Here is a 25,086-nt window from a genome sequence, read left to right on the forward strand (position 1 = left end):
AATTCCGCGATGTATCATTTCACCGCTCTCGTCACGCTGCTGGCGATCGCGTTTTATTTCCTCACCTGCATCAACGTGTCGCGCTTGCGCAGCAAGACCGGTGTCAAGGTGCCGGCAATGTCGGGCCATCCGGATTTCGAACGCGCCTTCCGCATCCAGATGAACACGCTGGAATGGATGCCGATCTTTCTGCCGGCGCTCTGGCTGTTCGCGGTCTATATCGGCGACAGCATCGCAGCAGCGATCGGCGCGGTCTGGATCATCGGCCGCATCGTCTATTTCATCGGCTATTCGAAGGCGGCCGCCAAGCGCGGTCCGGGCTTTGCGATCCAGGGCATCGCGGCCATCGCATTATGGGCGGGGGCGCTGGGGGCGGTGGTGTTGCGGCTGGTGTGAGACGCCGCAGCACGCATTCTCGTGTCCCGGGCGCGGTGCAGCGTGCAACGCTGCTGCGCGTCCGGGACACCAGAGCGTCACTTCGTCAGCGGGCAGCCACTGTCCTTGGCGGTGAAGAAGGCCTTGTCGCCGGGAACGGTGGCGAGCAGCTTGTAATAGTCCCAGGGCTTCTTCGATTCCGAGGGCTTCTTCACCTCGAAAAGATACATGTCGTGGACCATGCGGCCGTTCTCGAGAACCTTGCCGCCTTGCGCGAAGTCGTCGTCGACCGGCAGCTCCTTCAGCTTCTTGGCGACAGCGTCGGGATCCTTGGTGCCGGCGGCCTTGACTGCCTTCAGATAGCTCAACGTCGCCGAATAAGTGCCGGCCTGGATCATGTTCGGCATCCGACCGGTGCGCTTGAAGAAGCGTTCACCGAGATGGCGGCTCTTGTCGTTGACATCCCAATAATAGCCTTCCGTCAGCACCAGGCCCTGTGCCGCCTGCAGGCCGAGGCCGTGAACTTCGGCCACGGTCATGAGCAAACCGGCGAGCTTCTGGCCGCCGGAGACGATGCCGAACTCGGAGGCCTGCTTGATCGAGTTGGTGGTGTCGAGGCCGGCATTGGCGAGGCCGACGATCTTGGCCTTCGAGCTCTGCGCCTGCAGCAGGAAGGAGGAGAAGTCCGAGGAGTTGAGCGGCACGCGCACCGAGCCGACCACCTTGCCGCCATTGGCGGTGACGATCTCGCTGGTGTCCTTTTCCAGCGCGTAGCCGAAGGCGTAGTCGGCAGTGAGGAAGAACCAGGTGTCGCCGCCGGCCTTGGTCAGCGCACCGCCGGTGCCGACGCCGAGCGCGCGGGTGTCGTAAGCCCAGTGGAACCCATAGGGCTGACAGGCATCGCCCGTGAGGCGCGAGGTCGCGGCGCCGACGACGATGTCGATCTTCTTCTTTTCCTTGGAGAGCTCGTGGATCGCGAGCGCGACCGAGGAGGTCGTCAGCTCCGTGATCATGTCGACGTTCTCGACGTCGTACCAGCGCCGCGCGATCGAGGTCGCGAGGTCAGGCTTGTTCTGATGGTCGGCGGTGACGAGCTCGATCTTCTGCCCCAGCACCTCGCCGCCGAAATCCTCGATCGCCATCCTGGCCGCCTCGACCGACCATTTGCCGCCGTAATCGGCATAGACGCCGGACTGGTCGTTGAGAATGCCGATCTTGACGCCTTGCGCAGACGCCGGCGCCGCCAGCACCAGGGCGGAGGTTGCGACGGCGGCCAAAAGTGCAGATTTCATCTGTTAGCTCCCAGCAGTTTTCTGTTTTGAAATCGTGCGGATAGTAGTGAAGAACCCCGCGCCTGCCCATCCATTTCACGTTGGCCGTTAGTATGGAGGTCGCCATGAAAATGGTGTCGTCCCGGACGAGCGAAGCGAAGATCCGGGACCCATAGCCACAGGGAGAGGTTTGACGAAGACTCGTGGTTGCCAATCCTCGCCAAACTGCTCCCTGGGGTTATGGATCCCCGCGTTCGCGCGGACGACACCGAGAGTGTGGCACCGCAGGCGACCACAATGGTCAGCCCGCCACGACCTCCGGCTTCTTCCCCTCGTTCCGCCCCTCGGCCAGATTCCGCACCACCACATAGAAGATCGGCGTGAACAACAGGCCGAACAGGGTGACGCCGATCATGCCGAAGAAGACGGCGACGCCGACCGCCTGCCGCATCTCCGAGCCGGAGCCGCTCGATATCACCAACGGCAGCACGCCGAGGATGAAGGCGAAGGACGTCATCAGGATCGGCCGCAGGCGCAACCGACAGGCGTCGATCACGGCCTCCAGCCGCGGCTTGCCCTCGTTCTCGATGTCGCGCGCGAACTCGACGATCAGGATCGCGTTCTTGGCCGCCAGCCCCACCAGCACGACGAAGCCGATCTGGGTGAGGATGTTGACGTCCTGCCCCATGATGCGCACGCCGATGGTGGCAGCTAACAGGCACATCGGCACGATCAGGATCACCGCAAACGGCAGGGTCCAGCTGCCATATTGTGCGGCGAGCACGAGATAGACGAACAGCACGCAGATCGGGAACACGTAGAGGCCGGCATTGCCGCCGGTGATCTGCTGATAGGACAGGTCGGTCCATTCGAAGGTGAAGCCGCTCGGCAAGGTGTCGTCCGCCAGCTTCTTGATGGTGTTGAGCGCCGTGGTCGAGCTGGTGCCCGGCGCCGGCTCGCCCTGGAGCTCGGACGCCGCATAGAGATTGTAGCGCGCGACGCGGTCGGGACCCGAGACATCCTTGAACTCGACCACGCTGCCGAGCATCACCATGTCGCCGGAGGCGTTGCGCGTGCGCAGGCGCGCGAGATCGCTCGGCTCTTTCCGGAACGGGAAGTCAGCCTGCGCGGTGACGTGATAGGTACGGCCAAACAGGTTGAAGTCGTTGACATAGGTCGATCCGAAATAGCTCTGGATCGTGTCGTTGATATTCGAGATAGGTACGCCGAGCTTCTGCGCCTTGGTGCGGTCGATGTCGACGAACAGCTGCGGCGTGTTGGCCGAGAACGGCGAGAACACCGTGGGAGCGAGCAGCGAGGGCGATTTGCGCGCCGCGGCGACAAGCTCGTCGGTGGCTGCGGCAAGCATCTCCGCTCCGCGCCCCTGGCGGTCCTGGATGCGGATGGTGAAGCCGCCGCCGGTGCCGATGCCCGGTACGGCCGGCGGCGGGATCACGATGATGAACGCGCCCTGGATCGCGGACAGGCGCTTGCGCAGCTCGGCCGTGATCGCATTGGCCGTGAGCCCTTTCTTGATCCGAGCCTCGGGCTCGTCGAACACCGGGAACAGCGCGGCCGCATTGCCGGCCTGCGTGCGGGTGGCGCCCGAGAAGCCGGCGAAGGCAGCGACGCGGACGATGCCCGGCGTATCGAGCGAGATCCGCTCGATCTCGCGCACGACCTCCGTGGTGCGCGCCAGCGACGCCGCGCCCGGCAATTGCGCGGAGATGATGACGTAGCCGCGGTCCTGCGCCGGAATGAAGCCTTGCGACGTGGTCGCGATCAGCCAGCCGGCACTGCCGATCAGCACGACGTAGATCAGGATCATCACCACCGAATGCCGAATGACAAAATTGGCAAGCCCGGCATAGCCGTGCGCCAGCCGGTCGAACACGCGGTTGAACACGCCGGTGAAGGCACCCCACGCCCGCGCGATGACATTCCAGCTCGCCGGCGGCCGCTTCTCCACGTGCGGCGTGAGGATCTGCGAAGCCAGCGCGGGCGACAGGGTCAGCGAGCAGAAGCAGGAAATCGCGGTCGCAACCGCAATGGTGACGGCGAATTGCTGGAAGAACTGCCCGGAGATGCCGCCGAGGAACGCGGTCGGCACGAACACCGCGCAAAGCACCAGCGCGATCGAGACCAGCGCGCCGCCGACCTCCTCCATCGTCTTGAGCGCGGCGTCGCGCCGGCTCATGCCGTGCTCGAGATGGCGCTCGACGTTCTCTACCACCACGATGGCGTCGTCGACGACGATGCCGACGGCGAGGACGAGGCCGAACAAAGTGAGGTTGTTAATGGAGAAGCCCAGCGCCGCCATCACCGCGAAGGTGCCGACCAGCGACACAGGTATTGCGATGATCGGAATGATCGCGGGCCGCCAGCCCTGCAGGAACACCAGCACGACGATGACCACGAGCAGCATGGCTTCGTAGATGGTCTTGATCAGTTCGTGGACGGACTGGGCGATGAACTCGGTGGGATTATAGCCGATATTGTAGTCGAGGCCTTTCGGAAAGCTCTCCTTCAGCCTCGTCATGGTGTCGGTAATGTTCTTCGCGGTGGCGAGCGCGTTCGATCCCGGCCGCTGCGTCACCAGCATCGCGACCGCGGATTTGCGCAGCAGGAAGCTGTTGGTGGTGTAGGAGAGCGCGCCGAGCTCGATGCGGGCGACGTCGCGCAATCGCACGATACGGCCGTCGGAGCCGGCCTTGATCAGGATGTCCTCGAACTGCTTCTGGTCCTTCAGGCGGCCGGTGAAGGTGAGGTTGGGCTGGAAGGCGCGATCGGCGATCGGCGGCTCGGCGATCTGGCCGCCCGCGATCTGCACGTTCTGGGCGCGGATCGCGGCCAGCACCTCCGCCGAGGTCAGGCCGAGATTGGCAATTCGATCAGGGTCGAGCCACAGCCGCATCGAATAGTCGCGCGCGCCGAACATCTGGATGTCGCCGACGCCGTCGAGACGCAGCAGCTGGTCGCGGACCTGGAGCAGCGCGTAGTTGGAGATGTAGAGCTGGTCGAAAGTGTCGTCCGGCGACAGCATGAACACGACCATCAGGATATCGGGCGAGTTCTTGCGGGTGGTGACGCCGTTGCGCTGGACCTCCTCGGGCAAGCGCGGCTGCGCGATCGCGACGCGGTTCTGCACCAGCACCTGGGCCTTGTCGAGATCGGTGCCGAGCTTGAAGGTGACGGTGATGGTGAGCTGGCCGTTCGAGGTGGCCTGGCTGTAGAGATACAGCATGTCCTCGACGCCGTTGATCTCCTGCTCGATGGGAGCGGCCACCGTGTCGGACACGGTCTGCGCGGAGGCGCCGGGATATTGCGTCGTGACGACGACGGTCGGCGGCACCACTTGCGGATATTCGGACACCGGCAGGGTGGTGTAAGCGAGCGCGCCGACGATCAGCAGCACGATCGACAGCACCATCGCCAGGATCGGCTGGTTGATGGAAAGACGGCCGAGATTCATGACTTGCCACCGGCTGGGGCTTGCGCCGTCTGCGGCGTGACCTTGGCGCCGACACGGGCGCGCTGGATGCCGTTGACGATGACGCGGTCATCGGCCTTCAATCCCTCGCGGATCACGCGCAGGCCTTCGTCGAGCGGCCCGAGCACCACAGGGCGCGCCTCGACGGTGTCGTCGGGTTTCACCACGAACACGATCTTGCGGGACTGGTCGGTCGCAACAGCGACGTCCGGAATCAGCAGCGCCTCGTAGGGCGCGCTGCCGATCAGCCGGACGCGGCCGAACTGGCCGGGCAGGATCGACAGGTCCGTGTTCTTGACGACAGCGCGGCTGCGCAACGTGCCGGTCGAAACGTCGAGCCGGTTGTCGAGGAAGTTGATGGTGCCTTCATGCGACGGCTTGGTTTCGCCGGCCAGCGTCACCTGCACCGGATTGGCCGTGTCACGCGAGCTCGGGCGCCGGCCTTCGAACCACAGCTTGCTGTATTTCATGAAGGTCGCCTCATCCATGTCGAAATAGACGTAGATCGGGTCGAGCGTGACGATCGAGGTCAGGAGGGTCGAAGAGCCATTGTCGCTGCCCTGCACGAGATTGCCGGGGCTGATGAGATGGCGGCTGACGCGGCCGGTCAACGGTGCCGTCACATGGGTGAATTCGATGTTCAGTCTGGCGGCTTTCAGCGCGCCTTCCGCCTGCACCTCCGCGGCATGCGCAGCTTGCAGGGCCTGACGGCGCTGGTCGACGACCTGCTCTGAGACCGCGCTGGTCTGCACCAGGCTGAGGCCGCGGTCGAGCTCGCGCTTGGCCAGCTCCACCTTGGCGCGGGCATCCGACAGCTGTCCCTCCGCCTGCGTGGCGACGGCCTCGAATGGACGCGGGTCGATCACATAGAGCAGATCGCCCTGATGGACGATGGCGCCGTCCTGGAATTCGACCGAGTTGACGAAACCGCCGACGCGCGGGCGCACCTGAACCTCCTCGACCGCCTCGAAGCGTCCGGTGAACTCGTCCCAATCGGTGACGGTGCGCTTGACCGGCTGGGCGACCGTCACCGGCGGCGGCGGCGGCGCGGCTGCTTGCGAAGTCGGCTGCCCGCAACCGGTGAGCGCGAACGAAGCGACGAGGAGACCCGCTAGTGCGTAATGCCGCGGCTGGACGAATTCGTGCTTTTTGACAAGTCGCTCGCTTCCATCCGGTCCAGCCATCCCAGGTCCTCGCATCGTCCTTTGTCAAAAGCCGCGGAAAAAGCAGGGTAGGCATTTACCCGCGGGCGTCCCAAGATGGGTGGAGTTGATGAACACTTCAAGGCCAAAGCGCGTGCGGGGCGTCCAAGCGCACCCTGACCGGATGGCGGGTTGACGGACCCGAGCGGAGCTCTCTCACGCGATGCGAGACTGTGACGAAGGCACGATGCCACCCACCCCTGAAGGAGAAGGATAAAGGAAACAAGCCAGCGCCTTCGCACATGACGGGAGCCGGTGGCTCGGCTAGATTACTTCCACAAAAACAAGACGAATTGTCCGGGAGGACAGGCGTGCATCAAGGACGTGTCGTTTTCGGCGCGATCGAGGAGGTCGTGTTCGGCCATCCTGCGACTGAGGCCATCGTCGCGCAGATGGACCGGCTGGGAACACATCGTGCTTTCCTGATGGTGTCGGGCACGCTCAACCGGCAGACCGATGAAATCGAGAAGATCAAGCAGGCCCTGGGCTCCCGCTGCGCCGGCCTGTTCGATGCGATGCCGGCGCATACGCCGCGCGAGGCGGTGATCGCGGCTGCAAATGCCGCGCGCGAGGCGGGTGCCGATCTGATCGTCACCGTGGGCGGCGGCTCGATCACCGACGGTGCCAAGGCGGTGCAGCTTTGCCTCGCCAACGGCATCGACGATGTCGACGGTATCGAGCGCATCCGCGTGCACAAGGGCATAGCGCCCGAGATGAATGCGCCGACGGTGCGGCAGGTCAGCGTGCCGACCACGATCGCCGGCGGCGAGTTCAGCGCGATCGCGGGCGTCACCGACCGCCGCACCAACGTGAAGCAGATGCTGCGGCACCCGCTGGCTGTGCCGCGCGCGACCATCCTCGATCCCGCCATTACCGTGCACACGCCGGAATGGCTGTTCCTGTCGACCGGGGTCCGCGCCATCGACCATTGCGTCGAGGCGATCTGCTCGCGCGAGACGCATCCTTACGCCGACGCGCAATCGGTGAAGGGCCTCGCGATGCTCGCCGACGCCTTGCCGCGGGTGAAAGCCGATCCCGCCGATCTCGACGCGCGGATGGATGCGCAAATCGGCACCTGGCTGTCGATGGGCGCGCTCGCGGCCGGCGTTCCCATGGGCGCGAGCCACGGCATCGGCTACGTGCTGGGCGCGGCCTTCGACGTGCCGCATGGCTACACCTCCTGCATCATGCTGCCGGCGGTGATGCGCTGGAACGCGCGCGACAATGCCGAGCGGCAGATGATCGTCGCCGCCGCCATGGGTTATCCCGGCCACGCCGCTGCCGACGTGCTCGATGCCTTCATCCGCTCGCTCGGCATGCCGCGCAGCCTCGCGGAGATGCGCGTCTCGCCCGAGCATTTCGACGATATCGCCGAACAGGCGATGCGGACGAACTGGATTCCGCGCAATCCTCGCAAGATCGAGGGTCCTGTCGATTTGCGCGAAATCCTGCTTCTCGCCGCCTGATCCAGAGCCGGAGGATAGATGTACCCAGGTCAGCATGCCCGCCTACGCCCGCTGCAGCCCGCCTTCATCATGGCGACAACAGGCGAGGCCGTCACCTATCGCGAGCTCGATGCGCGCAGCAACCGGCTGGCCCAATTGTTCCGCAAGCACGGCCTGAAGCGGCTCGACCACTATTCGATCTTCATGGAGAACAATTCGCGCTATCTCGAGGCCTGCGGCGCGGGCGAGCGCTCCGGGCTGTATTACACTTGCATCAACTCCTTCCTGACGCCGGGCGAACTCGCCTATCTGCTGGTCAACAGCCAGTCGAAGATCCTGATCACCTCGGTGGCGAAGCTCGACATCGCCCGCGAGGCGATCCAGGCTTGTCCCGATATCAAGCTCTGCATCGTCGCCGACGGCCCCGGCGAGAGCGAGCGCATCGTCGGTCTTGCGGACGTGACCGCGGATATGCCGACAACACCGATCGCGGACGAGTGGCTCGGCACCGCCATGCTCTATTCGTCCGGCACGACGGGACGGCCGAAAGGCATTTTGCGACCGCTGCCGGAGGAGCCGCCGAAGTACAATCTGCCGCTGTTCGATTTCCTGACAAAACTTTGGCACTACCGCGAGGGCATGGTCTATCTCTCGCCGGCGCCGCTCTATCATTCCGCGCCGCAGGCGGCCGTGAACCTCACGATCCGCATGGGCGGCACCGTGATCATCATGGAGAGCTTCGATCCCGAACGCTACCTCGAGCTGGTCCAGCGCTGGGGCATCACGCACACCCAGCTGGTGCCGACGATGTTCTCGCGCATGCTGAAGCTGCCGGAGGAGGTGCGTGGCCGCTACGACCTGTCATCGCTGGAGATCGCGATCCATGCCGCGGCGCCCTGCCCGGCGCTGGTCAAGGACGACATGATCAAATGGTGGGGCCCTATCATCCACGAATATTACGGCGCGACCGAAGGCCTCGGCTTCACTGCCTGCAACAGTGAGGAATGGCTCGCCCATCGCGGTACCGTCGGCAAGGTGCTGCTCGGCGACCTCCACATCCTCGACGAGAACATGCGGGATTGCCCGACCGGCACGCCCGGCCAGGTGTGGTTCAAGACGGCGACGCCGTTCGAATATTTCAACGATCCGGAGAAGACCAGGGAGGCACGTTCGGCCGACGGCAGCATGAGCACGGTCGGCGATGTCGGCTATGTCGATGCCGACCGCTTCCTGTACCTGACCGACCGGGCGACCTTCATGATCATCTCCGGCGGTGTGAACATCTATCCGCAGGAATGCGAGAATCTGCTGATCACCCATCCCAAGGTCGCCGATGCCGCCGTGTTCGGCGTGCCCAATCCCGATCTCGGCGAAGAGGTGAAGGCGGTGGTGCAGCCGATGCCCGGAATCGCGCCGGACGCGGCGCTCGCCGAAGAGCTGATCGCGTTCTGCGCAAAATCGCTGTCGCGGCAGAAGGTGCCGCGCTCGGTGGATTTCGAGAAGGAATTGCCGCGGCTGCCGACGGGGAAATTGTACAAGCGCCTGCTGCGGGACCGGTATTGGGGCAACAAGGCGTCACGGATCGTGTGAGGCTCCCCGCAACTTCGGCACAACAGCCGCTTGTTCGCACTTGCACTCTCACATTGTGCGCAGGCGAAACTCCGGAGCGTTCCGTCATCCCAATTGTCGAGAGGTCGGACGTCCTTGCGGGTTGCCTCGCTGCGCGCGCCTCGCTATCGTCAACACAAACAGGCCGCAAAAGGCCGATCTCCAGGGAGGATGAGCATGCGGAGCGTATGGACGCTCGCCGCAATGGCGGCGCTATCTGTGCTGACGGCCTCAACCATCACGCTCGCCGGCGAGCCCAAGCAAGGCGGCGTCCTGCGGATGTATCACCGCGACAGTCCGGCAAACGCATCCATCCTCGAAGGCGCGACCTATTCGGTCAACGTGCCGTTCATGGGCGTTTTCAACAATCTCGTCATTTACGACCAGCACATCGCGCAGAATAGTCCTGATACCCTTCGGCCCGAACTGGCCGAAAGCTGGTCCTGGGGCAACGACAACAAGAAGCTAACGTTCAAACTGCGCCAGGGCGTCAAATGGCATGACGGCAAGCCGTTCACGTCGGCCGATGTCAAATGCACCTTCGATCTCCTGATGGGAAAATCACAGCAGAAGCTTCGGCAGAATCCGCGCAAGGCCTGGTACAGCGAGGTCAACGACATCACGACAAGCGGCGATTTCGAGGTCTCCTTCGATTTGAAGCGGCCGCAACCCTCGCTGCTGGCGATGCTGGCGTCCGGCTATACGCCGATCTATCCCTGTCACGTCTCGCCGGCGGACATGCGCACCCATCCGATCGGGACCGGACCGTTCAAATTCGTCGAGTTCAAGGCCAATGAATCGATCAAGCTGACGCGCAATCCGGACTATTGGAAGAAGGGTCTGCCCCATCTCGACGGCATCGAGTACACCATCATCACGAACCGCTCGACCGCGATCCTCGCTTTCGTCGCCGGCAAGTTCGACATGACCTTCCCGACGCACATCACCATCCCACTGCTGAAGGACATCAAGTCGCAGGCGCCGAACGCGACCTGCGTCGTCGAGCCGACCAACGTTTCGACCAACATCATCGTCAATTCGAGCTCGCCGCCGTTCGACAACATCGATATCCGCCGGGCGATGGCGATGGCGCTCGACCGCAAGGCCTTCGTCGATATCCTGTTCGAAGGCCAGGCCGATATCGGCGGCACCATGCTGCCGCCGCCGCAAGGCATCTGGGGCATGCCCAAGGACAAGCTCGAGACCATTGCGGGCTACGGGCCGAACGTGAATGCGAACCGCGAGGAGGCGAAGAAGCTGATGCAGAAGGCGGGCTACGGCCCGGACAAGCATCTCGCGGTGAAAGTCTCGACCCGGAACATCGCGGAATATCGAGACCCCGCCGTGATCCTGATCGACCAGCTCAAGAGCATCTATATCGACGGCGAGCTCGACGTCGTCGAGACCGCGAACTGGTTCCCGAAGGTCGCGCGCAAGGACTACATGCTGGGCCTCAACCTGACCGGCAATTCCGTCGACGATCCCGACCAGTCCTTCTACGAGAACTATTCCTGCGGCTCGGAGCGGAACTACACCAATTACTGCAACAAGGAGATCGAGAAGCTGTTCGACGCGCAGTCCCAGGAGACCGACATCGCCAAGCGCAAGCCGCAGGTGTGGGAGATCGACAAGAAGCTGCAAGAAGATGTCGCACGCCCGATCATCTTCCACGCACGGGCCGGCACGTGCTGGCAGCCCTATGTCAAGGGCGTCACGATCATGTCGAACAGCTCCTATAACGGCTTTCGCTACGAGGATGTGTGGCTCGACAAGTAGCGCGCCAGGCTGAAGACTAGCGGCTCGCGGAGGGCGGAGGATGCTTGCCTATCTGGTGCGACGCCTGTTCCTGATGCTCGTGACCCTGTTCGGGATCTCGATCGTCATTTTCCTGCTGCTGCGCATCGTGCCCGGCAATATCGTCGACATCCTGTTCGCCGCGGCCGGCTATGTCGATCCCGCCGACAAGGCCAATCTGGAGAAGGAGCTCGGCCTCGACCAGCCGCTGGTGATGCAATATTGGCACTGGATTAGCGGCTTCCTGCGCGGTGACTTCGGCTACTCCTACGTCTCCGAGAAGCCGGCGCTTCAGGAGATATTGCCGCGGATCCCGATCACAGCGCGGCTCGCCGGCCTCGCGCTGCTGTTCTCGGCCTCGATCGGCATCCCGCTCGGCGTCATCAGCGCGGTGAAGCAAGGCACGCGGCTGGATTACGCCTTGCGTGTCGTCAGCTTGAGCGGATTGTCGCTGCCCTCGTTCTGGCTCGGGCTGCTCATACTGACAGCGTCGGTGGCGATGTTCGGCCAGATGCCGATCTTCAATCCGAATCCGCAGACCTGGCTCGAGGCGTTCGCAACCTACGCCGTGCCCGCCGCCGCCGTCGGCTTCCGCAGCGCGGCCCTGACCATGCGCATCACGCGGTCCTCGATGCTGGAGGTGCTGCGCCAGGATTACATCCGCACCGCGCGCGCGAAAGGCGCCTCCGACGCCGCCGTCAACTATCGGCACGCGCTGAAGAACGCGATCCTGCCCGTCATCACCGTGATCGGCATCGAAGCGGCATTCCTGATCGGCGGCCTGATCGTCACCGAGACGGTGTTCAACATCCCCGGCGTCGCCCGCTTCTTGGTCGAGGCGATCCGCTGGCGCGACTATCCGATCGTGCAGAACCTCGTGATGCTGATCGCCGTCGTGGTGGTGAGCGCGAATTTCATCGTCGACATGCTCTACGCCGTGTTCGATCCGCGCATCAGGTACACGGATTAGGAGATCAATTTGGCCGCTATCGACTTCGACGTTGAACTGAGGCGGGCCGGCGCGCATGCGACCGGCGGCTGGCGGCGCGTGCTGTTTCTGGCACAGCGGCATGTGCTGGGCGCCGCGGGCCTCGTCATCATGGCCGTGTTCGTATTCATGGCAATCTTCGCCGACTTCATTGCGCGCTATGATCCCCTCTCGATCGATTCGGCCCGCGCTCTGGCTCGCCCGAGCCTGGCGCACTGGATGGGAACGGACTCGTTCGGCCGCGACGTGTTCAGCCGCATCATCCACGGCGCACGGATCTCGCTTGCCGTCGGAATCGGCTCGACCGCGCTCGGCGGCACGATCGGCGTCATCGTCGGCCTGACCTCCGGCTATCTCTCCGGCTGGGTCGATCTGGTGTTTCAGCGCGTCTCCGATGTCCTCCAGGCGCTGCCGCTGCTGGTGCTGGCGCTGGTGATGACGGCGGCACTCGGCCCGTCGCTGCCGAACGTGATCATCGCGATTGCCATTCCGCTGATCCCGACGGTCGCGCGCGTCATCCGCGCCAACACGCTGGCGCTGCGGGAACTCCCCTTCATCGAGGCCGCCAAGTCGATCGGCATGAGTGAGGTGCGCATCGCGCTCCGCCACGTGCTGCCGAACACGATGGCGCCGCTGATCGTGCTCGCCACTGCGCAGCTCGGCTCGACCATCCTGACCGAAGCCTCGCTGTCGTTCCTCGGTCTCGGCATTCCCGAGCCTTATCCATCCTGGGGCCGCATGCTGTCGGAATCCGCCGCCGAATATGTCCGCACCGCGCCGTGGCTGGTGATTTTCCCGGGCATCGCGATCAGCCTCGCCGTATTCGGCGCCAATTTGTTCGGCGACGCCCTGCGCGACATCCTCGATCCCCGGCAGCGCGGCTGATGGCTGAAAAAACCGATCTCGTGCTCGACGTGAAGAACCTGAAGACGGTGTTCTTCACCAACTCCGGCCTGTTCAAGGCCGTCGACGACCTCTCCTTTACCGTGAAGCGCGGCGAGACGCTGGCGATCGTCGGCGAATCCGGCTGTGGCAAGAGCGTCACCGCGCTGTCGCTGATGCGGCTGGTGCCCGATCCGCCCGGCCGCATCGTCGGCGGCTCCATCTCGCTCGAAGGCACCGATCTGCTGGCACTGGATGAGGCGGAGATGCGCGCCGTCAGGGGCAACCGCATCTCCATGGTCTTCCAGGAACCGATGACCTCGCTCAATCCGGTGATGCGGATCGGCGACCAGATCGTCGAGGCCGTGCGGCTGCACCGGAACATCTCGGCCAAGGAGGCCCAGAATGTCGCCGTCGAGATGCTGCGTCTGGTCCGCATTCCCGAACCGGCGCGGCGCGCGAAAGAATATCCGCATCAACTCTCCGGCGGCATGCGCCAGCGCGCGATGATCGCGATGGCGCTGGCGTGCCGGCCGGCGCTGCTGATTGCGGACGAGCCGACCACCGCGCTCGACGTCACCATTCAGGCGCAGATCCTGGCGCTGATCCTCGACCTGCAGAAGGAGCTCGGCACCGGGCTCGTGCTGATCACGCACGATCTCGGCGTCGTCGCGCAGACCGCGCAGCGCGTGATCGTGATGTATGCGGGGCGGAAGGTCGAGGAAGCCAGCGTCGAAGCGCTGTTCGCCGCGCCCAAGCACCCCTATACGCGCGGGCTGATGGCGTCGATCCCGGCTGTGCCGGCCGCCGGCGTTCCGGCGCAGGCGCGGCTGAACGAGATCCCCGGCACCGTGCCGTCGCTGGTGCGGCTGCCGAAGGGTTGCGCTTTCGCGCCGCGCTGCAAGCTCGCGATCAAGCGCTGCGAGGCAGAATATCCGCCGCTGGCGGATTGGGGTGGCGGCCATCTAGCCGCCTGCTGGCGCGCGGAAGAAGTCGCGGAGGTGGCATGACCGAGGCCCTGCTCGAAGTCACCGACCTCAAGAAACACTATCCGGTGCGCGCCGGCGTGCTGCGACGACAGGTCGGCACCGTACACTCGGTCGACGGCGTCTCGTTCTCGCTTCATGCCGGCGAGACGCTCGGCCTCGTCGGCGAATCCGGTTGCGGCAAGTCGACGGTGGCGCGCAGCGTGCTGCGGCTGGTCGAGCCGACCTCGGGCCGGATCCGGCTCGACGGCGAGGACATCACCCATCTGTCCAAGACGGCACTGCGGCCGCACCGGCGCTCGATGCAGATCGTGTTCCAGGACCCGTTCGCCTCGCTCAACCCGCGCATGACCGCCGGCGACATCGTCGGCGAACCGCTCGCGGTGCACGGGCTCGCCAGCGGCAAGGCGCTGGAGGTACGGGTCGCGAAGCTGTTCGAGCAGGTGGGCCTGCGCCCCGACCAGATGCGCAACTTCCCGCATCAATTCTCCGGCGGCCAGCGCCAGCGCATCTGCATCGCACGCGCGCTCGCACTCGAGCCGCGCCTGATCGTCTGCGACGAGCCGGTCTCCGCTCTCGACGTCTCGATCCAGGCGCAGGTGATCAACCTCTTGATCGACCTGCAGCGCCGGCACGGCTTCTCCTACCTGTTCATCGCCCACGATCTGGCCGTGGTCGCCCATATCAGCCACCGTGTCGCGGTGATGTATCTCGGCCGGATCGTCGAGATGGCTGGCAAGGACGAGCTGTTCCGCAATCCCAGGCATCCCTATACGCAAGCACTGCTGGCCTCGGTGCCGGTCGCCAATCCGCTCGCGAAGAAGCTCGCGCCGCTGGTCGACGGTGATGTGCCGAGCCCGGTCAATCCGCCTTCGGGCTGCGCGTTTCACACCCGCTGCCGGTTTGCGATGGACCGGTGCAAGACTGAACGGCCGGCGCTGCTGGAAGCCGGCGACGGGCATCAGGTGGCGTGCCTGCTCAATGACGGGACGGGACGGAGCCAGTTGGCGCCAACGACCTGATCACCGGCCAGGCCGCCATCGCGGCAGCCAGATGCTTGAGCGTGTGACCCGAGACGATGTGTCCTGTCGCTTCGAAAATGAGCGCGTCACCCAGCTCGAAAAGCTTGGCCAGCACATAAAAGAAGATCACTCCCCCGAGCGGCACGCCGAGCGCGCCAGGCCGGGGGCGCGTCAACGCCAGTGCCACGGCGAGTGCCATGCCGCCGAACTGCACGACAACCCATGGCGTGAGATTCTCGCGTGCCACCCAGGCAGCCAGCAGGCCCGCGATCATCATCAGCACCAGCACCGCCTCTCCGGCGCGCACGCTGACGCGCTCGCTGGCGGCGATGCCCAGAAAGCCCGCGAACGCCACCGCCATGCCGAGACGATCGGCCAGGAGCCGTTGCGGCATGTCGGGGTCCAGGTGATAGAAGCCAGAACCCAGGCAAGTGAGGATCAGTCCCACGAAGAACCAGCTTGCACCCACGGGCGCCTCATTGCGGGCGCGCAGCCGCTCCGAACCCCAAACGCCCATCGCGAGAAAGGCGAGATTGCTCAGCACGTCGCCGGCGTTGGGCACACCGAGCCAGGTACGACTGTCGACGAAGTGCGGGACGTGCCAGGCGGCGGCGGGCAGCGCGGGGGCGAGGAGCGCCGTCAGCGTCAGAACGCAGAGCGCGCCGATCACGTAACCCTCGCGGCGTTGCGGCGCGGCGAACGGGGGACGGCGGGATACCGAGGGTAGCGTGGGATTGGTCGCCTGGACGGGATCATTGGCGCGCAACATGCCGGCCCCACAATTGAACAATGTTCAATATATGTAGCCGAAGAATGAACAAGGTTCAAAATAAATTTTGGACCTCGTTCGAAATTCAACTAACCTTCTGTAATACCATAAAATTTTGGGCGAACGGCGCGCCGCATGGGGTCGGCAAAGTCAAGCGGCGCCCACCATGCCTCTCCACCACTTTGAATATCGAAGTTGCGCCTGACGCTTTGCGCCTTTCCCCTACCATTTCGGAGCTCGTGGCGCCGACTATGCTCCGATCTCGGCGACGATCCTGCCCGTGGTGACCTGCTCGCCTTCAGCGACCTCAATCGCGGCGACCACGCCGTCGATGCCGGCTTTGTGGACGTGCTCCATCTTCATCGCTTCCAGCGTCAGCACCGGTTGGCCGGCTTTGACAGATTCCCCCGGCTTGACCAGTACGGCGACGACGCGCCCGTTCATGGCGGCGCGCACCTTGCCGTCACCGCCATTGGCGGCAATGGCCTTCGGCGCGGCGAGCGTGAGATCGGTGACCGCGAGCGGGATGCCTCGGTGCTGGAAGTAAAGCCGATCGCCGTCGCGCAGGAACTTTGCGCTGTCCATCACGCCGTCGTGGCGAAAGCGGATGGCGTCGGAATCGAGTTGATCAATTTCGAATGTGTCTTGCCGGCCGTCGCTGGCGACAGTGTAGCCACCATCGCGCTCGCGCGTGACTTCGAGTTCGTAGGTCTGACCGGCGATCTCGATCTTCGCCGGCAGGGGAAACGTCGCCGACAGGCTGCGGCCACACCGCCATGACGGCGCGCGCGGGTTGGTGACGTAGAGCAGCAGGCCTGCCAGCGCTGTATCGAATACGGCATCTGTCCGCGGTGCCAGCAACTCGTCGCGATGCGCGCCGACGAAGGCTGTCGTCGCTTCGCCCTTGGCAAACCCGGTATGACGCAGGCAGGACATCAGGAACGCCTGGTTGGTGGTCACACCGAAAGCGGTGAGCTGCTCCAGGCCGACGATCAGCCGTCCCCTCGCCTCCTCACGCGTGGGGCCATAGCTGATCACCTTGGCGATCATGGAATCGTAGAATGGCGGGATTTCCGAGCCCGATTGCAGCGCGTGCTCGACGCGGAAGCCTTCAGGCACCCGCCAAAGCGCCATGCGGCCCGACTGCGGCATGAAGTCGTGCCCGGCATCCTCCGAGCAGAGCCGCACCTCGATGGCATGGCCGGTGAACTTGATGTCCTGCTGCTTCACCGGCAGCGCTTCGCCGCGGGCGACGCGCAGCTGCAGCTCGACCAGATCGAGCCCCGTAATGGCTTCGGTCACGGGGTGCTCGACCTGGAGGCGGGTGTTCATCTCCATGAAGTAGAATGCGCCGCTGGCATCGAGCAGGAATTCCAGCGTACCGGCTCCCTCATAACGCAGCGTCTTGACCGCAGCGACCGCAACGTCACCCATCTTCGCGCGCAGCTCCGGCGTGACCGCCGGTGACGGTGCCTCCTCGATCAGCTTCTGGTGCCGCCGTTGCACCGAGCAGTCGCGCTCGCCGAGATGGACGGCGTTGCCGTGGCTGTCGCCGAACACCTGAATCTCGATGTGGCGGGGATTCTGGATTGCGCGTTCGAGGATCACGGTGGCATCGCTGAACGCCGCCTTCGCCTCCGACCGCGCACTGCGCAGCGCATCGGGAAACGACGCTGCCTCTGTCACAAGCCGCATCCCGCGGCCGCCACCGCCGGCAACCGCCTTGATCATGACGGGGAAGCCGATCTTCCTGGCCTCAGCGAGCATGACCTCGTCGCCCTGCTCGGCGCCCTGATAGCCGGGCACGCAGGGAACGCCGGCCTTCTTCATGATCTCCTTGGCACCGGCCTTGTTGCCCATCGCCTCGATCGCCTGCGGCGAGGGACCAATGAAGACGAGACCGGCCTCCTTGCAGGCTTGCGCGAAGTCCTCGTTCTCGGCGAGAAAGCCATAGCCAGGATGAACCGCGTCCGCGCCGCTCGCTTTCGCCGCGGCGATGATCGCGGGGATGTTGAGATAGGACTGCGCCGGCAAGGCTTCGCCGATGCGCACGGCCTGATCGGCCTGCTTCACGTGAAGCGCATCCCGATCCGCATCCGAATACACCGCAACGACACCAAGCCCGAGCTTTCGCGCACTGCGCATCACGCGGAGCGCGATCTCGCCGCGGTTGGCGACCAGGACCCTGGAGAACGGCCGGTGCTGCACTGATCCGTTCCTCATGGGCGTGCCACCGAAAACTGCATGCGCTGCGGCGTCCGCGCATCGCCCTCGCGGCAGATGGCCAAGACTTCCGAGAGCACCGCGCGGGTGTCGCGCGGATCGATCACGCCGTCATCGAGCACGCGCGCGCTGGTCGAGAACACGTCCATCTGGCCATCGAATACGCCGATGATCTGCGCCTTCATGGCGTCGAGCTTTTCCTTCTCGACCGGCTTGCCGCGGCGGGCTGCGGCAGCCTCGGTCACGATCGCCATGGTCTCGGCGGCCTGCTCGCCGCCCATCACGGCCGTCTTTGCGTTGGGCCAGGAGAAGCAGAAGCGTGGATGGAAGCCGCGGCCGCACATGCCGTAATTGCCGGCACCGAACGAGGCGCCGCAATAGATCGTGATCTGCGGCACCGTCGCCGAGGTCACCGCCTGGATCATCTTGGAGCCGTGCTTGATCATGCCAGCTTCTTCATAGGCTCGGCCTACCATGTAGCCGGTGGTGTTGTTGAGGTAGAGGATCGGCGTGCGGGTCTGGCAGCACGCCTGGATGAAATGCGTCGCCTTGTTGGCGCCGGCGGGATCGAGCGGACCGTTGTTGGTGATGATGCCGATCGCCTGGCCTTCGACGCGGGCATGGCCGCAGACCGTGGCGGGACCGTAATTCGGCGCCATCTCGGTGAAGTCGGAGTCGTCGACGATGCGCGCGATCACCTGCTTCATGTCGACGGAGCGCTTGTGGTCTATCGGCATGATGCCGAGCAGCTCATCCTGGTCGTAGCGCGGCGGCTTGAATTCCCGGGCCGGCTTGCCTGGCCGTTCCCATTCCAGCGCCGCCATGATCTCGCGGGCGATGCGTAACGCATCGCGATCGTCCTCGGCAAGGTAGTCGCCAAGGCCGGACACTTGCGTGTGCATCTCGGCGCCGCCGAGCTCTTCCTCGGTCGCGATCTCGCCGGTCGCGGCCTTGAGCAGCGGCGGGCCCGCGAGGAAAGCGCGGGTCCGGCCGCGCACCATGACGATGTAGTCGGACAGGCCGGTCTGGTACGCGCCGCCCGCAGTCGAGGAACCGTGTGTCACGGTGACGACGGGCAGGCCCGCGGCCGAAAGCCGCGCCAGATTGCGAAAGATATTGCCGCCGCGAACAAAATCCTCGACGCGGTAGCGCAAGAGATTGGCTCCGGCGCTTTCGACCAGCTGCACGTATGGCAGCTTGTTCTCCAGCGCCAGTTCCTGCACGCGGATCGTCTTGTCGAGGCCGTAAGGCTGCAGCGCGCCGGCGTCGATGCCGGAATCATTGGCGCTGATCATGCAGCGGATGCCCGAGACGAAGCCGATGCCGGCGACGACGCCACCGCCGGGCACGCTCTTGCCGGCATCCGGCACGTCGAACATGTAGCCGGCGAGCGTCGACAGCTCGATGAAGGGCGCACCGGGATCGAGCACCAGCGCGACGCGCTCGCGCGGCAGCAGCTGCCCGCGTTTGTGGAAGCGATCCTTGGCCGCGGCCGACGCCGCGCGCGTGCGCTCTTCGAGCGCGCGCATGCGATCGATCAGGCCGAGCATGCCGTCGCGGTTGGCGTGGTAGGCAGCGCTACCGGTGGAGACGGTGTTTTCCAGAATGGACATGACTTGATCCCAATCGTCATTGCGAGGAGCGAAGCGACGAAGCAATCCAGACTGCCTCAGCGGAAAGACTCTGGATTGCTTCGCTTCGCTCGCAATGACGGGTGAGGCGATACCTTACCTGTTCGTCCCAAAGATCTTCCGCGCCTCGGCGGGGCTTGCGATCTCGCGGCCCGCGCGCCTTGCGCAGGCGGCGATCGCCTCGATGAGCTGACCGTTCGAGGTCACTTTCTTGCCGTCAGCGAGATAGAAGGTGTCTTCGAGACCGGTGCGCAAATGGCCGCCGAGCTCGGCGCAGCGCTGGTGCAGCGGCCAGATTTCCTCCCGGCCGATCGCCGTGACCTGAAAATGCGCCTCGGGACGCTTCAGCTTGATCAGGATCGGCAGCAGCTCCTGGTCCGAAGGCATTCCCGAAGCGACACCCATGACAAAATTATATTCGAGCGGTCCCTTGTACATGCCGACCTGGGTGTACATGCCGACGCAGCGAACGATGCCGACGTCGAAACATTCGAACTCGGGGATGGTGCCGACAGCGTTCATGACGTCGAGATAGTCCTTCACCTTCTCGACCGCGTTGTCGAACATCATCGGCGGCCAGGCCCAACTGTTGTCGGCCTTGACCTTCAGGTAATTCAGCGAGCCGGCGTTGCAGGCGGCGATCTCAGGCCTGGTCTCGCGGATGCAGTCGAGCGCGCCGGAGTAGTTCGGCCCTGACACACCCGAGGTGTGGTTGATGATCACGCCGGGACAGGCTTCGCGGATCGCCTGCTGGATCTCCTTGCTGACGGCGACCTCCCAGGACGGCAGGTGACCCTTTCCAGGCGCCTGCTGGCGCAGATGGATGTGCATGACGGATGCGCCGGCATCGAACGCAGCCTTGGCCTCGCGCGCCATCTGCTCGGGCGTGACCGGCACGTTGTGCTGCTTGGGGTCGGTGAGCACGCCGTTCAGCGCGCAGGTGATGACGGCCTTGTCGCTCATGCCAAAAATGTCTCGCACGTTGAGAATTCAACGGCTGCGATCATGTGATGCGCGGCATGCGGCTTCTTGCGCGGAGAAGCTGGAAAAAACGACGAATTCGTAGGGTGGGCAAAGGCGCGTAGCGCCGTGCCCACCATCTCTCTCGATCGCAAGAAATGCGTGGGCACGCTCCGCTTTGCCCACCCTACGGCAGCGACGTCAACTCGCCTCCGCGAGCCCCACCGTCTCGGTGCTGCGGTAGATCGCAAGGTCGCGCGAGCCGACGAAGATCGCGCGGGGCTTCAATCCGTAGAAGCGGCGGATCGAATGGCTGAAATGCGTGGAATCGGGATAGCCGATGTCCTGCGCGAGATGGGCTAGGTTGAGATCCTGATTGGCGAAGTGCAGCAGATGCCGCGCGCGCTTCCAGGCGCGGAAGGAGCGGAACGAGATGCCGGTCTCTTCCTTGAACAGATGCAGGAAGCGCGAGGCGGAGAGGCCCGCTTCGGCTGCGCAGGTGTCCGCCGTCACCGGCTCGCCGGAGAAGCGCCCGATGCGCGCAACCGCGCGCATCACGCGAGGATCGAGCACGCGGCGCGGCAATGCCTCGCCAAAGCACATCTCGTCGAACTCGGCGGTGGTGATGTCGCCGTAGCGACGTTGGCGCAGCAGCGCGTAGGCGGCCAGGATCTTGCGGGAATAGGCGGCCTTGTCGGGCCCTCGCAGCCGCTCGGCCAAGGCCTCGATCACGCCATCCGGCATGCTCTCCGGCTCCAGCGTCACGCTGATGACGGTGCGATAGTCGCTGGCGATGGTGTGGCGCTGGTTCGGCAGGGTCACGATCAATTCGTCCGAACTCTGGACGTCGTCGATCGTCAGATGCAGGCTGCCTTTCACCGCAACGTAGATGTGACAGCAGCCGGGGGTCCGCTTGCGAGGGCGACCGAGCAGACCGGCATAGAATACCCGCTCCGGCGTGATCAGCATCAGATGGTCGGATTCGCGACCTTTATCTTCCATTGGGATCCTCCTCGCGCGGCTCTATGGCCGCTGCGGACGGAGGTCACCTTAGCGGAAATTTGGGCGCTGTCACGGCGCGATAGCGCTATCATGGAGCGCAAAACAATATCAGTTCAGGACGGCGACGAGGCCGCCCCGAACCGTCATCAGACAGCAATCCCCGCCTGCGCGAAGGCTTAAGCCCTCGCGCGCGGTGCAACATTCTGCTCGGCGCCGGCCTTTTGCTCCGCAGCAACCGCGCGCTTGTAGCCGTCGCGCTGCTGCAGGCGCGCCCAATAGGCCGCGACATTTGGCCCGAAATCCTTGGCGAGCCCGATATTGTCGGCCAGCCGAAGCGCGTAACCGATGACGATGTCGGCGGCGGTGAAGCGGCCGGCGCACAATGTTTCAGCATTGGCCGTCGCTGCCTCGACAGCGCGCAACCGGCCCAGAAACCATTTTGCATAGTCGCCGGCGACCTGCGGGTTGCGGCGCTCTTCCGGCTCGAGCTGGGTGTAGCGGAGCACCAGCGTCTGCGGGAAGGTTAACGTGGCGTCGCTGAAATACATCCAGTTCAAGAAGGCGGCATAGGCGGGATCTTCGGGGCCGACCATCAGCGGCGTCCGGCCGTGCTTGATGCCGAGATAGTGGCAGATGCCGGAGGACTCCGTCATCTTGCTCTCGCCGTCGACCATGAAGGGAATCGTGCCGAGCGGATTGAGTGCGAGGTATTCCTTGGCGAAGACCCGCGGCGGGAACGGCAGCATCTTCAGTTCGTAGGGCAGCCCCATCTCCTCCAGCATCCAGAGCGGACGGAACGAGCGCGCGGCGTCGCAGTGATAGAGCGTGATCATCAGGAACTTCCCTTGCTGCCGGGCAGCGTGCCCATCATCTTGCACAGGACCATCAGCATGACCTCGTCGGCACCGCCGCCGATCGAGGTCAGGCGGCTGTCGCGATAGGCGCGGCTGACCGGCGTCTCGTTGGTAAAGCCCATTCCGCCCCAATATTGCAAGCAGGCGTCGGTGAGCTCGCGGCCGAGCCGGCCGGCCTTCAGCTTGGCCATGGTCGCAAGCTTCGTCACATCCTCGCCGGCGACCAGCTGCTCTGCGGCGCGATAGATCAGCGCACGCAACAGCTCGACCTCGGTCTGCATCTCCGCCAGCTTGAAGTGCACGACCTGGTTGTCGAGGATGCTTTGGCCGAAAGCCTTGCGGTTGCGGGTGTATTCGATGGTCTCGTTGATGATGTATTCGTGCGACTTCAGGCAGGCGGCCGCGCCCCAGAGCCGCTCTTCCTGGAACTGGATCATCTGGTAGGTGAAGCCTTTGCCTTCCTCGCCAATCCGGTTGCGCTTGGGCACACGGACTTCGTCGAAGAAGATCTGCGCGGTGTCGGACGAGCGCATGCCCATCTTGTCGAGCTTGCGGGCGATGGTGACGCCCTTGCTCTTCATGGGCACGCAGATCAGCGACTTGTTGCGGTGAACGGGCCCGTCACCGGTGTTGGCGAGCAGGCAGATCCAGTCCGCCTGGGTGCCGTTGGTGATCCACATCTTGCCGCCGTTGATGACGTAATCGTCGCCATCGGAGCGCGCCCGGGTCTTGATCGAGGCGACGTCGGAGCCCGCGCCGGGCTCGGAGACGCCGATGCAGGCGACGAAATCGCCCGAGATCGAGGGTGCCAGAAATTCGCGCCGCACCTCGTCGGAGCCGAATCGCGCCAGCGCCGGCGTCGCCATGTCGGTCTGCACCCCGATCGCCATCGGCACGCCGCCGCAGGTGATGGCGCCGAGCTCCTCGGCCATCATCAGCGCATAGGAATAATCGAGGCCCGAGCCGCCGAACTCCACGGGCTTGTTCAGGCCGAGGAAGCCGAGGCTGCCCATCTTCTTGAACAGCTCGTGCGCGGGGAAGATGTCGGCCTTCTCCCAGTCATCGACATGAGGGTTGATCTCATTGGCGATGAATTTTTGCAGGGAACGGCGGATGTCGTCGTGGTCGGCGGTGAATAGCATTTGTCGACTCAGCTCTCGATATCTCTGATGTGCTCGTCATGGCCGGGCTTGTCCCGGCCATCCACGCCTTCGTCACGCGGTAGCAAGAACGTGGATGCCCGGGACTTCGCCGCGCCGAAGCGGCTTCGGCCGCGCAGGCGGGACAAGCCCGGGCGTGACGGAGGAGACATTCACAACCCCATCTGCCTACTTGCCAGATCCTTCATGATCTCCTCGGTGCCGCCGCCTATGGCGTTGACCTTGACCTCGCGGTAGATGCGCTCGGCCTTGATACCGCGCATGAAACCGGCGCCGCCGAAAATCTGCACGGCCTCCGAGGCGCAGAAGGCCATGGTCTGCGTCGCCTGGTTCTTCATCATGCAGATTTCCGCAACCGGGCTCTCGCCCTGCTCGAGCCGCCACGCCAGCATTTCCAGCATCGCCTGACTTGCAGCCACCTTCTGCGCCATATCCACGATCTTGTGGCGGATGACCTGGTGCTGTGCCAGCGGCTTGCCGAACGTCTTGCGTTCCTTCGCATAGGCGATCGCCTCGTCGAGGCAGACCCGCGCGAAGGCGGTGCAGCCTGCCGCCATGCCCATGCGCTCGCTGTTGAAGTTCTGCATGATGATCTTGAATCCCTGGCCTTCCTCGCCGATCAGATTTTCGGCCGGCACGCGGCATGCGTCGAAATGCAGCGTCGCGGTATCGGAGGCCCACCACCCCATCTTCTTCAGTTTCGTCCTGGACAGGCCGGGCGTGTCGCCCTCGATCAGGAGGAGGCTGACGCCGCCGGCACCTTCGCCGCCCGTGCGCACCGCAACGGTCAGATAATCGGCCCGCATCCCTGACGTGATGAAGGTCTTCTCGCCACTCACGACGTAGTGATCGCCGTCGCGCCGCGCTTTTGTGGCGAGGTTCGCAACATCGGAGCCGCCGCCGGGCTCGGTGATCGCGAGGGCGGAGATCTTGTCGCCCGACAGCACCTGCGGCAGCACGCGCGCCCTCACCTCGGGTCGCGCAGCCCGCGCGATCGGCGGCGAGCCGATGGTGTGGCTCATCAGGCTGGCGCTGACGCCTCCGGCGCCCGCCCGCGCCAGTTCCTGGCTGGCCACGATCTTCATGAACTGGTCCGCGGCGATCCCGCCATATTCCTCGGGGAATCCCAACCCCAACAGGCCGATCTCGGCCGCCTTGCGGTACAGCGCGCGCGGGAATTCGCCGGCCTCGTCCCATTCATGGGCAAGCGGGGTGATCTCTTTCTCGACGAAGCGGCGCATCATGTCGCGGAAGGCGTCGTGCTCGGCGGTATAGAACGGGCTCTTCATCGCAGTCTCGCCTCGCGGACGGATTCGTCTCGCTCACCATGGCCGGAACATCGGCGGCTCACTTGCGCAGAGTGGCTGACCGGCGAACCACTTCGGCGCAGGCTCTGGCCTAGCAACTCAACGCAAGACGATTTT

General features: G+C 64.5%; 19 protein-coding genes. 8 read left to right on the forward strand and 11 right to left on the reverse strand.

Annotated elements, in window-relative coordinates; genetic code table 11:
* Window positions 1-9: 9 nt before the first annotated feature.
* A complete protein-coding gene (locus tag CIT39_RS32390) occupies window positions 10-396 on the forward strand; it encodes an MAPEG family protein (protein WP_094976277.1) in 387 nt (128 codons plus the stop codon).
* Window positions 397-473: 77 nt separating this feature from the next.
* Here the strand turns inward: CIT39_RS32390 and CIT39_RS32395 are convergent, their stop codons facing one another.
* From CIT39_RS32395 to CIT39_RS32405, 3 genes are all read right to left on the reverse strand, one after another.
* Window positions 474-1,667, reverse strand: a complete 1,194-nt coding sequence (locus tag CIT39_RS32395; RefSeq protein WP_094976276.1) for an ABC transporter substrate-binding protein — start codon at window positions 1,665-1,667, stop codon at window positions 474-476.
* Window positions 1,668-1,947: 280 nt separating this feature from the next.
* Entirely contained in the window at window positions 1,948-5,118 is a 3,171-nt protein-coding gene (locus CIT39_RS32400; protein WP_094976275.1) for an efflux RND transporter permease subunit, read from the reverse strand.
* Window positions 5,115-6,320 (reverse strand): efflux RND transporter periplasmic adaptor subunit, encoded by a 1,206-nt coding sequence (locus CIT39_RS32405; RefSeq protein WP_162308804.1) that lies wholly within the window; start codon window positions 6,318-6,320, stop codon window positions 5,115-5,117. The genes CIT39_RS32400 and CIT39_RS32405 overlap by 4 nt, the downstream gene beginning before the upstream one ends.
* Window positions 6,321-6,649: 329 nt before the next feature.
* Here CIT39_RS32405 and CIT39_RS32410 point away from each other — a divergent pair, with 329 nt between their 5' ends.
* The 7 genes from CIT39_RS32410 (at window position 6,650) to CIT39_RS32440 (ending at window position 15,063) form a co-directional block, all read left to right on the forward strand.
* On the forward strand, window positions 6,650-7,804 hold the full coding sequence (locus CIT39_RS32410; RefSeq protein ID WP_162308805.1) for an iron-containing alcohol dehydrogenase: 1,155 nt from the start codon (window positions 6,650-6,652) through the stop codon (window positions 7,802-7,804).
* Between the two features lie 18 nt (window positions 7,805-7,822).
* Window positions 7,823-9,373, forward strand: a complete 1,551-nt coding sequence (locus CIT39_RS32415; protein WP_094976272.1) for an AMP-binding protein — start codon at window positions 7,823-7,825, stop codon at window positions 9,371-9,373.
* 195 nt (window positions 9,374-9,568) lie between these two features.
* Window positions 9,569-11,167, forward strand: coding sequence for an ABC transporter substrate-binding protein (locus tag CIT39_RS32420; protein ID WP_094977019.1), 1,599 nt, complete (start codon window positions 9,569-9,571; stop codon window positions 11,165-11,167).
* A gap of 40 nt (window positions 11,168-11,207) precedes the next feature.
* Complete coding sequence (locus CIT39_RS32425) at window positions 11,208-12,155, forward strand: ABC transporter permease (protein ID WP_094976271.1); 948 nt, start codon at window positions 11,208-11,210, stop codon at window positions 12,153-12,155.
* 9 nt (window positions 12,156-12,164) lie between these two features.
* The gene (locus CIT39_RS32430; RefSeq protein ID WP_094976270.1) at window positions 12,165-13,058 is read left to right on the forward strand and encodes an ABC transporter permease; all 894 of its coding nucleotides are present in this window, start codon (window positions 12,165-12,167) and stop codon (window positions 13,056-13,058) included.
* A complete protein-coding gene (locus tag CIT39_RS32435) occupies window positions 13,058-14,065 on the forward strand; it encodes an ABC transporter ATP-binding protein (protein WP_094976269.1) in 1,008 nt (335 codons plus the stop codon). Before CIT39_RS32430 ends, CIT39_RS32435 begins: the two co-directional genes overlap by 1 nt.
* Window positions 14,062-15,063, forward strand: coding sequence for an ABC transporter ATP-binding protein (locus CIT39_RS32440; RefSeq protein ID WP_094976268.1), 1,002 nt, complete (start codon window positions 14,062-14,064; stop codon window positions 15,061-15,063). The genes CIT39_RS32435 and CIT39_RS32440 overlap by 4 nt, the downstream gene beginning before the upstream one ends.
* On the opposite strand, the gene CIT39_RS32445 is transcribed toward CIT39_RS32440, so the two are convergent.
* From CIT39_RS32445 to CIT39_RS32480, 8 genes are all read right to left on the reverse strand, one after another.
* Window positions 15,020-15,832: a hypothetical protein gene (locus CIT39_RS32445; RefSeq protein WP_094976267.1), complete on the reverse strand. Its 813-nt coding sequence runs from the start codon at window positions 15,830-15,832 to the stop codon at window positions 15,020-15,022. The genes CIT39_RS32440 and CIT39_RS32445 overlap by 44 nt on opposite strands.
* A 249-nt stretch (window positions 15,833-16,081) precedes the next feature.
* Window positions 16,082-18,055 (reverse strand): acetyl-CoA carboxylase biotin carboxylase subunit, encoded by a 1,974-nt coding sequence (locus tag CIT39_RS32450; protein WP_094976266.1) that lies wholly within the window; start codon window positions 18,053-18,055, stop codon window positions 16,082-16,084.
* The gene (locus CIT39_RS32455; protein ID WP_094976265.1) at window positions 18,052-19,668 is read right to left on the reverse strand and encodes an acyl-CoA carboxylase subunit beta; all 1,617 of its coding nucleotides are present in this window, start codon (window positions 19,666-19,668) and stop codon (window positions 18,052-18,054) included. Before CIT39_RS32455 ends, CIT39_RS32450 begins: the two co-directional genes overlap by 4 nt.
* Before the next feature lie 114 nt (window positions 19,669-19,782).
* Window positions 19,783-20,649, reverse strand: a complete 867-nt coding sequence (locus CIT39_RS32460; RefSeq protein ID WP_094976264.1) for a beta-keto acid cleavage family enzyme — start codon at window positions 20,647-20,649, stop codon at window positions 19,783-19,785.
* A gap of 198 nt (window positions 20,650-20,847) precedes the next feature.
* Window positions 20,848-21,648 (reverse strand): AraC family transcriptional regulator, encoded by an 801-nt coding sequence (locus CIT39_RS32465; RefSeq protein ID WP_094976263.1) that lies wholly within the window; start codon window positions 21,646-21,648, stop codon window positions 20,848-20,850.
* A gap of 176 nt (window positions 21,649-21,824) precedes the next feature.
* Window positions 21,825-22,481 (reverse strand): glutathione S-transferase family protein, encoded by a 657-nt coding sequence (locus tag CIT39_RS32470; protein WP_094976262.1) that lies wholly within the window; start codon window positions 22,479-22,481, stop codon window positions 21,825-21,827.
* On the reverse strand, window positions 22,481-23,644 hold the full coding sequence (locus CIT39_RS32475; RefSeq protein ID WP_094976261.1) for an acyl-CoA dehydrogenase family protein: 1,164 nt from the start codon (window positions 23,642-23,644) through the stop codon (window positions 22,481-22,483). The genes CIT39_RS32470 and CIT39_RS32475 overlap by 1 nt, the downstream gene beginning before the upstream one ends.
* Window positions 23,645-23,814: 170 nt before the next feature.
* On the reverse strand, window positions 23,815-24,951 hold the full coding sequence (locus CIT39_RS32480; RefSeq protein WP_094976260.1) for an acyl-CoA dehydrogenase family protein: 1,137 nt from the start codon (window positions 24,949-24,951) through the stop codon (window positions 23,815-23,817).
* Window positions 24,952-25,086: the final 135 nt, after the last annotated feature.

This window comes from Bradyrhizobium symbiodeficiens (assembly GCF_002266465.3).
In the GTDB taxonomy this organism is placed as follows: Bacteria; Pseudomonadota; Alphaproteobacteria; order Rhizobiales; family Xanthobacteraceae; genus Bradyrhizobium; species Bradyrhizobium symbiodeficiens.

Excerpts from the sequence above, each read along its gene's own strand:
- CIT39_RS32390 (WP_094976277.1), top strand. The coding sequence starts at position 10 with ATGTATCATTTCACCGCTCTCGTCACGCTGCTGGCGATCGCGTTTTAT.
- CIT39_RS32395 (WP_094976276.1), bottom strand. The coding sequence starts at position 1,667 with ATGAAATCTGCACTTTTGGCCGCCGTCGCAACCTCCGCCCTGGTGCTG.
- CIT39_RS32400 (WP_094976275.1), bottom strand. The coding sequence starts at position 5,118 with ATGAATCTCGGCCGTCTTTCCATCAACCAGCCGATCCTGGCGATGGTG.
- CIT39_RS32405 (WP_162308804.1), bottom strand. The coding sequence starts at position 6,320 with ATGGCTGGACCGGATGGAAGCGAGCGACTTGTCAAAAAGCACGAATTC.
- CIT39_RS32415 (WP_094976272.1), top strand. The coding sequence starts at position 7,823 with ATGTACCCAGGTCAGCATGCCCGCCTACGCCCGCTGCAGCCCGCCTTC.
- CIT39_RS32420 (WP_094977019.1), top strand. The coding sequence starts at position 9,569 with ATGCGGAGCGTATGGACGCTCGCCGCAATGGCGGCGCTATCTGTGCTG.
- CIT39_RS32425 (WP_094976271.1), top strand. The coding sequence starts at position 11,208 with ATGCTTGCCTATCTGGTGCGACGCCTGTTCCTGATGCTCGTGACCCTG.
- CIT39_RS32435 (WP_094976269.1), top strand. The coding sequence starts at position 13,058 with ATGGCTGAAAAAACCGATCTCGTGCTCGACGTGAAGAACCTGAAGACG.
- CIT39_RS32440 (WP_094976268.1), top strand. The coding sequence starts at position 14,062 with ATGACCGAGGCCCTGCTCGAAGTCACCGACCTCAAGAAACACTATCCG.
- CIT39_RS32445 (WP_094976267.1), bottom strand. The coding sequence starts at position 15,832 with ATGTTGCGCGCCAATGATCCCGTCCAGGCGACCAATCCCACGCTACCC.
- CIT39_RS32450 (WP_094976266.1), bottom strand. The coding sequence starts at position 18,055 with ATGAGGAACGGATCAGTGCAGCACCGGCCGTTCTCCAGGGTCCTGGTC.
- CIT39_RS32455 (WP_094976265.1), bottom strand. The coding sequence starts at position 19,668 with ATGTCCATTCTGGAAAACACCGTCTCCACCGGTAGCGCTGCCTACCAC.
- CIT39_RS32460 (WP_094976264.1), bottom strand. The coding sequence starts at position 20,649 with ATGAGCGACAAGGCCGTCATCACCTGCGCGCTGAACGGCGTGCTCACC.
- CIT39_RS32465 (WP_094976263.1), bottom strand. The coding sequence starts at position 21,648 with ATGGAAGATAAAGGTCGCGAATCCGACCATCTGATGCTGATCACGCCG.
- CIT39_RS32470 (WP_094976262.1), bottom strand. The coding sequence starts at position 22,481 with ATGATCACGCTCTATCACTGCGACGCCGCGCGCTCGTTCCGTCCGCTC.
- CIT39_RS32475 (WP_094976261.1), bottom strand. The coding sequence starts at position 23,644 with ATGCTATTCACCGCCGACCACGACGACATCCGCCGTTCCCTGCAAAAA.
- CIT39_RS32480 (WP_094976260.1), bottom strand. The coding sequence starts at position 24,951 with ATGAAGAGCCCGTTCTATACCGCCGAGCACGACGCCTTCCGCGACATG.